Source organism: uncultured Anaerococcus sp. (assembly GCF_963510575.1).
Classification (GTDB): domain Bacteria; phylum Bacillota; class Clostridia; order Tissierellales; family Peptoniphilaceae; genus Anaerococcus.
Window position 1 is genome coordinate 1 of the sequence record NZ_CAUPFR010000073.1, and the last position, 8,598, is coordinate 8,598.

8 protein-coding genes are annotated in these 8,598 nt (G+C 36.6%); 3 read left to right on the plus strand and 5 right to left on the minus strand.

Features of this window, described 5'->3' with window-relative positions; all coding sequences use genetic code 11:
- On the minus strand, positions 1–184 hold a 184-nt coding region (locus tag RQ907_RS06195), incomplete at its 3' end, for a hypothetical protein (RefSeq protein ID WP_311492510.1).
- 82 nt (positions 185–266) lie between these two features.
- Between RQ907_RS06195 and RQ907_RS06200 the strand changes: the two genes are divergently transcribed.
- Positions 267–482: a DUF1858 domain-containing protein gene (locus RQ907_RS06200; RefSeq protein ID WP_004828128.1), complete on the plus strand. Its 216-nt coding sequence runs from the start codon at positions 267–269 to the stop codon at positions 480–482.
- Positions 483–521: 39 nt separating this feature from the next.
- On the opposite strand, the gene RQ907_RS06205 is transcribed toward RQ907_RS06200, so the two are convergent.
- Genes RQ907_RS06205 through RQ907_RS06215 form a run of 3 tightly spaced genes read right to left on the minus strand, consistent with a single transcriptional unit; the run spans position 522 to position 3,992 of the window.
- Positions 522–1,037, minus strand: coding sequence for an NUDIX domain-containing protein (locus RQ907_RS06205; protein ID WP_311492511.1), 516 nt, complete (start codon positions 1,035–1,037; stop codon positions 522–524).
- A gap of 48 nt (positions 1,038–1,085) precedes the next feature.
- On the minus strand, positions 1,086–2,732 hold the full coding sequence (locus tag RQ907_RS06210; RefSeq protein WP_311492512.1) for a putative manganese-dependent inorganic diphosphatase: 1,647 nt from the start codon (positions 2,730–2,732) through the stop codon (positions 1,086–1,088).
- A gap of 12 nt (positions 2,733–2,744) precedes the next feature.
- The gene (locus tag RQ907_RS06215) at positions 2,745–3,992 is read right to left on the minus strand and encodes a hemolysin family protein (protein WP_311492513.1); all 1,248 of its coding nucleotides are present in this window, start codon (positions 3,990–3,992) and stop codon (positions 2,745–2,747) included.
- A 136-nt stretch (positions 3,993–4,128) separates the two neighbouring features.
- Here RQ907_RS06215 and RQ907_RS06220 point away from each other — a divergent pair, with 136 nt between their 5' ends.
- Both RQ907_RS06220 and RQ907_RS06225 read left to right on the plus strand, forming a co-directional pair.
- The gene (locus RQ907_RS06220) at positions 4,129–5,433 is read left to right on the plus strand and encodes an NCS2 family permease (RefSeq protein ID WP_311492514.1); all 1,305 of its coding nucleotides are present in this window, start codon (positions 4,129–4,131) and stop codon (positions 5,431–5,433) included.
- A 331-nt stretch (positions 5,434–5,764) separates the two neighbouring features.
- Entirely contained in the window at positions 5,765–6,274 is a 510-nt protein-coding gene (locus tag RQ907_RS06225) for a tryptophan transporter (protein WP_311492515.1), read from the plus strand.
- A 137-nt stretch (positions 6,275–6,411) separates the two neighbouring features.
- Here RQ907_RS06225 and RQ907_RS06230 read toward each other — a convergent pair whose 3' ends face one another.
- Complete coding sequence (locus RQ907_RS06230) at positions 6,412–8,478, minus strand: glutamine synthetase III (protein ID WP_311492516.1); 2,067 nt, start codon at positions 8,476–8,478, stop codon at positions 6,412–6,414.
- Positions 8,479–8,598 lie beyond the last annotated feature (120 nt).

The following is an 8,598-nucleotide window of genomic DNA, read 5'->3' on the forward strand; positions in this document are numbered from 1 at the left end:
CCAGACTTCCTACTTTTTGAGTATCATCAAAGCCACAAAAACTGCCAATTAGCATTCCTAATATAGCTAAAATTAAAGGGCCTACAAAAAGTTTCAAAAAGCTCACCTTATAACCTGCAAGGATTTTTTCCTCTAATATTTTTAATTCATTTTTCTTTTCTTCTAATAATTTTTTCTTTTCCATGATTCCTCCTATACCCTAGTATTTTACTTTGCTTATTTCCCCTTTGGTAGTAAAATGTTAATAAGACAAAAAGGGGGTTAATATGACCGAAAATACACAAGACAAAAACAAAGTTACTATCACACGTGATATGATCATAGGCGATATAATCCAAGCTAAGCCAGAAGCTATCAACATCCTCATGATGAGTGGTATGGGCTGCATAGCATGTCCAACAGCTCTTTATGAATCTCTTGAAGAAGCTTGCATGGTTCACGGCATGGACCCAGATTATTTGCTAGAACAACTAAACGACTAAGAAATTCATCCTGAACTTAAAAGTAAGTTCGGGATTTTTTTATACCATCATAAACCTCTCATCGTCATTAAGGTCAAAAAGCAAATCCAAAAAGGATTTTTTATATTTTACGAATTTACCCTTGGAAAATAGGTCGAAAACCTCTTTGCGACTTGCCCAACGGGCCGCCTTGACCTCTTCTTTTTGTAATTTAAGTTCATTAATTTCTATATTTTTTCTAAGCATATAAAAATCATCAAACCCCTGGGCAAAATTCGCTGTTAGAATCGGTCTAATGCTTGTAAAATCAAACTCAATGCCTAATTCTTCATTAAGTTCTCGCCTGGCTCCCTCAAAAGAATCTTCCCCAGCCTGGCAGGCACCTCCACACGAAATATCCCAAAGACCACCCATTTTCTTATAATCAGCCCTTTGTTGGATTAAAAGCTCTCCCTTGTCATTAAAAATTAAGATATGGATTATAAGCCTTAGGCCACCTTGGGGAATTTCTTCATTTCTGGGATAAGTCTTGCCCGTTCTCCTCCTATCCTTATCGTATATATCTAAAATTTCCATTAATCCTCCTAGGAAAAAAGCCTGCCACAAAAATGGCAAGCCTATGTTTTATGCTTTTACAATTGCAGCTGTAAGTTTTGGTATTACTTGTTTTTTACGAGAAAGAACACCATCTGCATTGATAGTTCCATTTGGAGTTAAATCACCAAATTCTTCCTTGATTTCATCGTAATATTCACCCACAACTAGAAGTTCACTTCTTTGGTTAAAAATATCTGTAAGGACAAGGACAAAGGTATCTTCTCCTCTTTCCTTAATCTTATCTGCCATTAACTTTTTAAGATCATCCATAATTGGCACAAGCTCTTCAGGATTCATAGTGAAAACTTGACCTACTCTCACATTGGCATCGCCGATTGTAAAGGTCTTAATATCGCCCTCGATTAAATCCTTAGCAGACTTACCCTTTAGGGAAGTTCCTGCCCTAAACATCTTATCGGCAAATTCTTCCGGATTTATACCTGCAATCTTGCTCATCCTGTCTAGAATTCTCCTGTCAATGTCGGTTGTAGTTGGTGACCTAAATAAAAGAGTATCAGAAATAATTGCTGCACAAAGAATACCAGCAATTTCTCTTGATGGTCTAATACCTGATTCTAGGTACATTTCACTTATGATTGTGGCAGTAGAACCAACTGGTTCTGCCCTGAAAAATACTGGAGCAGTTGTAAGAATATTTGCCACTCTGTGGTGGTCGATAATTTCAACAATTTCTGCCTCGTCTATATCATCAATTGATTGGTTTCTTTCATTGTGGTCAACAAGGATAAGTTTTTTCTTGGTTGATGAAATTAGGTGGTACCTAGAAATAGAGCCCACAACTCTTTTTTTAGCATCTACAACCGGATAAGACCTAAACCTTGACTTAGCCATCATATCCTTCACAAGGTCAAGGGGATCATCAGTCTTAAAGTAAATCAAATTTTCAGTTGTCATTACCTGGCTAACTGGGATGGTAAGTGGCAAAAGTCTTGAAGTCATAAAGGAGTTAAATTCTGTAGAAATAACTGTAACCTTGTTTTCCTTGGCAAGGTCAACCATATCTTCACCAAGACTTGCCCCGTTAGTAAGAATCAAAAGGGAAATTTTTTGCCTTAAGAGGTAATCATAGTATTCAGCCCTATTGCCTGATATAACTATATCACCTTCAGCAAAAACATTGTCTAAGTTTTTTTCATCTCCACCCATGGCAAAAACTGTCATCTTGCCAGGAAAAGTTGCCTTATCATCAGCTAGATGAATAATTTTTGCAGCTAAAACGTCAACAATATTGTCAATAGAAGTATTTGACCTACCTAAAATTTCATCATCCCAAACATCCATATAAGACTTGGTAATGTTTGAAAGTGAGGCAATACCAACAATCTCTCCCTTATTATCCACAACTGTTAGGGAATTTGTAGCCCCCTTTTGGAAGGTGTCCCAAGCCTTTCTAATTGGAATAGAAGGGTCGATTATAGTTCCCTTATCAATTGCCAAATCGCCAACGGTAAGCTTCATAGATTCCTTAATCTCTGGTGGTTTTACCCCAAAATAATCAAGGACAAAACGACTTTCTTGACTAAGTTTTCCGAGCCTAATCGGAATCGCGTCATATTCTCCTAATCTGTTTTTTAGGTCAGCATAGGCAATAGCTGACATAACTGAATCTGTGTCTGGCTTTTTGTGGCCTGTAATGTAAACTGTTTCTCTCATCTTTTCCCCCTTTTAAGAAAAATCTACCTTAAGCATTTCTAGTTTGTACCTATTTATCTGGACTACACTTATTTTAATACCGTCAGCCTCCACACTATCACCTAGCTTTGGAATCCTGCCTAGCTTATCAATCAAAAATCCACCTATTGAGTCATTTTTGATTTGCTCTAGATCAGTATCAAAATAATCATTAAAATCATTTATATGGATAGATGGGTTTACCAAATATTCCTTATCATTAATCTTAAGGACAGTTTCAAGATGAGTGTCATACTCATCTTCAATCTCTCCTACCAATTCTTCTACTATATCTTCTATGGTTACAATTCCAGAAGTTCCACCATATTCGTCAATAACTATGGCAAGGGATACATTTTCGCCCCTCATCTGCTTAAAAAGGTCAAAGATGTGCATATTGTCATAAACATAAAAGGCAGGCCTAACCATCTCTTCGATGTTTAATTCCTTATCCTCAGCAATAAAAGCTACTATATCCTTCATATGTAAAATGCCTATGATATTGTCAATGGACTTGCCATATACTGGAATCCTAGAGTGTTTGCAATTTTTTAGGAAATCTTTTAATTCCCTATCTTCCATATCAACACCAATAGCTTCCATATTGGTCCTTGCAGTCATGATATCTTCAACATTCGAATCCCCAAACTCAAAAACATTGTTAATGATTTCTGACTCTTGGTCATTTATAACCCCTTGTTCTTCAGATACATCCACGATTGTCTTTAGGTCTTCTTCTGTAACCAAATCTCCCTTTGGGGTATTTTCCCCAATAACAAGCCTGGTCAAAAAATTTGTAATAGCTTGGAGAAAAAAAGACATGGGTTTTAGGATAAAATCAAAAAACTTTATGGGTTTAGCTACCCTAAGAGCAACCTTTTCTGACTCAGATGAAGCTATATTTTTAGGTGTCACTTCACCAAAAATCAAAATAGTTAAGGTTAGGACAACAGTTGAAATTATGGCACCCTTAGCCCCAAATAAATCTGTAAAAAATATGGTAGCAACAGTGGTAGTTGCTATATTTACTATATTATTTCCAATCAAAATGGTAGTTAAAACCTTGCCGATATTGTCAGTTAGTTTTCTAACCAAAGAAGAATTTTCAACTCCATTTTCTTCCATTTGTCTAATTTTAAATACATTTAAAGATGTAAGGGCAGTTTCCGATGAGGAAAAAAACGCACTTCCCAATACACCTATTATGATAACTATAAGTTCAATCCAATTCGTATGACTCATTTTTCCTTCTTTCTGATTATAATTCTTAGTCTTATACTTATTATAGCGATTTTTTTATCAAAAATAAAGCATTTTTAATGATAAATCAAAATTAAAACATATAATAGATTTGTATCATAAATAAAAGGAGGCAATTATGGCAGAAGTTTCATTTTTAGAAAAAACTTTCAAGCTAAACAAACATGGTACTAATGTTAAGACAGAGGTAATGGCAGGTATAACCACCTTTATGACAATGAGTTATATCCTTGCAGTAAATCCAGGCATCCTAAGCGAAGCAGGTATGGATTACGGTGCAGTATTTTCAGCAACCGTCATCGCAAGTGTTGTAGCCATGGTCCTAATGGCCTTTTACGCCAACCTACCTTTCGGTCTTTCTGCTGGTATGGGGCTTAATGCTTTCTTCACCTATACAGTAGTCGGTCAAATGGGTCATTCTTGGCAATTCGCCCTCACCGCAGTATTTTTAGAAGGAATTATTTTCATGTTACTATCTTTAGTGGGAGTTAGAGAAGCGATTTTTAACTCAATTCCAACAACCCTAAAGAAAGCAGTTTCAGTCGGTATAGGCTTATTTATAGCAGAGATTGGTCTATTAAATGCCAAAATCGTTGTTAAGGCAGAGCCAGCCCTCGCTCTTGGAAACCTAAAGAGTTTAGAGGCCTTTATATTTTTCTTTGCCCTAGTAATAATGATCGTATTGACAGCCAAAAAGGTGAAGGGTGCCCTACTTTGGGGAATCTTGGTATCCACCGTTCTTTCCCTAATCCTAGGTGTAACACATTTACCAGACACAAACATCGTTAGCCTACCACCATCAATCGCACCAGTAGCCTTTAAATTAGACTTTTCCAGTATTTTCTCTTTGGAGATGTTTTCGGTATTATTCTCATTCTTATTTGTAGATATTTTTGATACCCTAGGCACTCTTACAGGAGTAGCTACCAAGGCAAAAATGCTAGATGAAAATGGCAACCTACCTGAAGCAAGCAAGGCCCTAATGAGCGATGCTGTCGGCACAACAGTCGGCGCCCTACTTGGTACATCTACAATTACAACCTTTGTAGAAAGTTCATCAGGTGTTGCAGAAGGTGGTAGAACAGGTCTAACATCCCTTGCAACAGCAGGATGCTTCGTAATAGCAGCATTCTTCTTCCCAGTATTTTCAATAATCCCACCAGCAGCCACATCAGCAGCCCTAGTAACAGTAGGACTCTTCATGCTATCAACTGTTGTGGAAATCAATTTTGAAGATATCACAGAAGCCTTCCCAGCCTTCATGACAATCCTCATGATGCCACTATCTTATTCTATCGCAGAAGGAATCGCCTTCGGTATGATGAGCTTTGCAGCTATTAAACTACTAACTGGTAAAGGCAAGGAAGTAAGCTGGGTAATTTATGTTTTAGCAATTATTTTCTTTGTAAGATACATTATTTAAAAAATTTACTTGACAAAGTGCTAATGTTGTAATAAGATAAAGCTAACATAAATCGTAGATAGAATTAGTAGCAAATAATTAAGCCAACAGAAAGTTAATGGTTGATGAGAATTGCAGGGTACAATTATTTGTGAATGGGTCTATCAGATCAAAGGTGAAATTAAAGTAGCCGGCGGGTGGTTCTCACCTTACAGGGATAGGATATGAAAGTATCTAAAGAGGTCTATTTTTGATAGACAAATGAGGATGGCACCGTGGGCACTAGCTCGCTCCTAATATTTAGGAGCGAGCTTTTTTTATTAGAGCCAATAAAAAAAGAAAGGAAATAAAAATGCAAACAAATTCAATACAAACCAGAAACTTAACAGTATCAGCAATCTTTATGGCCCTAGGACTTGTCCTCCACTTGATGGTTCCAGGAGTATTTTTTGGAGTCAAACCAGACTTCTTACTCTCAATGATGTTTATATCCCTTATGGTAGTAGGAGATGTCAAAGAAGCCCTTTTATTAGGAGTTGCGGGTGGAATCATGTCTGCCCTTACAACAGGTTTTCCAGGTGGTCAAATCCCAAATTTCATAGAAAAAATCATCACCTCCCTAGTTGTTTTTTACGTCATCAAAGCCATGGATAAAAATTTCTCTATACCAAAGATAATCCTAATCTTTGCCCTAGGCACCATGGTTTCAGGCACCCTATTCTTATCAATAGCCCTCACCATGACCAAACAACTAAATTTATTCATCCCATCCTACCCAGCAGTCCTAGTAGCCATGGCCATAAACGCCATACTTGGAATCTTCCTCTACAAGGCAACCCAAAGGATGAACCTTTTGAAATAAAAATAAAAGAACTCCTGAAATATTTGTGATATGAAAAAAAATTATAAATCTAAAAAGGCCCCCAAGACTTTTGATTCAAGCTTAGGGGCCTTTGTTTTTCCTTAATTTTTCTGCATTTTTAAAATTTAGCCTTAATTCTACAAGGTCTTTAGCATATCGACATAGTTTGGCATAGAATAGTTTTCTCTTGATATTAATTTTTCTAGAGTATCTGAGATTTTTCTTACCTCTCCTGCCACTTGGCTTGTTTCTTTTTGGAGAAATTCGGCTTTTGCTTGTATATTTGAAATCTCTTCACTTTTTTCTATCAGGTCTGAAATTTTTTCTGAATAGGCTAGGAGTTCTCCCACCTCTTCATTAATCCTCCTTGCCCTTTGGCTAAGATTTTCATTTTCCATAAAGGATAGATAATCTTTGATTCCCTTGATTTCCCTCATGGCTGATGGGAGGATTTCTTGATGGATCATATTTTTTAAGATTTCTAGCTGGGCTTGGAAAAATTTTATAACATCTTCAAAACCAACATATAGCAAGGATTCAATTTCCTTTTGACTAAAAATGCCAACTTTTTCAAAAATATGGTAGGCATTTGCATCTTTTGCTGCCTTTAGGGCATCAAGATAGGTTGGGTAATTTTCAAGGCCTCTTTTCCCCGCTTCTTTTTTCCAGTTTTCTGAATATCCATCTCCTTGGAAGAGGATATTTTTGTTTTCTAGATAAATTTCTTTAATAATTTTATAGGCTTCTTCTTTTAAATTTTCTTCGCTTACACCTTTTAACCTAGAGTAAATTCTCTCCAAAGCTTCTGCCATACCAATATTTATAACCGTATTAAGGTCGGCTGCAGATTGTGATGAGCCTAGCATCCTAAATTCAAATTTATTGCCAGTAAAGGCTATAGGTGAGGTCCTATTCCTATCAGAAGTATCTGTCCTCATCTCTCCTAGATGAGGAATTTTCACCTTATTGGCAATAATTTTTCCCTCAAAATCGTCATTGGCAATAGCCTTTAAGGCTTCTTCCAAATCACAACCTATGAACATGGAAATTATAGCAGGTGGCGCCTCATTTCCTCCCAACCTGTAATCGTTAGTTACTGTAGATGATGCTATCCTTATTAGCTTTTGGTATTTGTTGCAAAACTCAACCATGGCTGATAAAAATATGAGAAATACCATATTGTTTTTTGGGTCTTTGCCTGGCGAAAATAAGTTTTTTCCATAATTTGTTGCCAGAGAATAGTTGTTATGTTTGCCTGACCCTGCCATATTCTTGAAAGGTTTTTCCTTTAAAAGGCAAACCAAGTCGTGTTTGAGGGCAGTTTTTTCCAAAATATACATCAATAGCTGGTTATTATCCACAGAAATATTGGCATTTTCAAACATTATAGCTATCTCAAATTGGTTTGGTCCTACCTCATTGTGTTCGGCTTCCATGTAGATTCCCAAATCGTAAAGAGCCTTGTTGACATCTTCATAAAAGGCATTGACCCTCTCAGGAATAGCTCCCAAATAATGGGAAACTAGCTCTTTTTCAACCATTGGGTCAGATCCCACCAAGGTCATACCAGAATATTCCAAGTCGATTCTCTGGTCAAAATATTTTTTGTCGATCAAATAAAATTCTTGTTCAAGACCAACTTTTGCCTTGACCCTGTAAGTAGGTTCGTCTTTTAGAAATAAATTGCAAAGCTTTGTTGCAACCTTACTTACCATGTTCATCGATTCAATCAAAGGTAATTTCTTGTCGAGTTTTTCTCCATAAAAGGAAACAAAAACTGAAGGGATATACAAAACCTTATCCAAAATAAAGGAATTGGCTGTCAAATCCCAATATGTATAGCTCCTGGCTTCGAATGTTGAACGCATACCTCCAGACGGAAAAGACGAAGCGTCCGGTTCACCGATTATAAGCTCCTTGCCAGAAAACCTATTTATAGGATTGTGCTTGTCGTCCCTATTTAAAAAGGCAGTTTTTTTGGTAGCAGTTTTGCCATTTAGGGGTTGAAACCAATGGGTGTAGGATGTCGCACCCTTGGAAATAGCCCAAGATTTCATGGCATGGGCAATAGAATCAGCAGTTTCCCTATCTAAAGTTGCATTATTCCTAGCAGCTTCCTTCCATTTTAGATAAACTGGATAAGGAACATTTTCCTTCATTGTTTTCTTGTCAAAAGCTAGATTTCCAAATTCTTTCAAAATAATACTTCCTTACTTTTTTCCTTGTGTGAAATTTTCTTTTTCATTATACCTCGTTAAATTTAAAAAATAAATTTAGGTATAGCTAGGATTTTCATTTAAAATCACAAAAAAATCGCCCTGGCT

Bases quoted from the DNA above. Each gene is read 5' to 3' on its own strand.
- RQ907_RS06200 (WP_004828128.1), top strand. From the start codon at position 267: ATGACCGAAAATACACAAGACAAAAACAAAGTTACTATCACACGTGAT.
- RQ907_RS06205 (WP_311492511.1), bottom strand. From the start codon at position 1,037: ATGGAAATTTTAGATATATACGATAAGGATAGGAGGAGAACGGGCAAG.
- RQ907_RS06210 (WP_311492512.1), bottom strand. From the start codon at position 2,732: ATGAGAGAAACAGTTTACATTACAGGCCACAAAAAGCCAGACACAGAT.
- RQ907_RS06215 (WP_311492513.1), bottom strand. From the start codon at position 3,992: ATGAGTCATACGAATTGGATTGAACTTATAGTTATCATAATAGGTGTA.
- RQ907_RS06220 (WP_311492514.1), top strand. From the start codon at position 4,129: ATGGCAGAAGTTTCATTTTTAGAAAAAACTTTCAAGCTAAACAAACAT.
- RQ907_RS06225 (WP_311492515.1), top strand. From the start codon at position 5,765: ATGCAAACAAATTCAATACAAACCAGAAACTTAACAGTATCAGCAATC.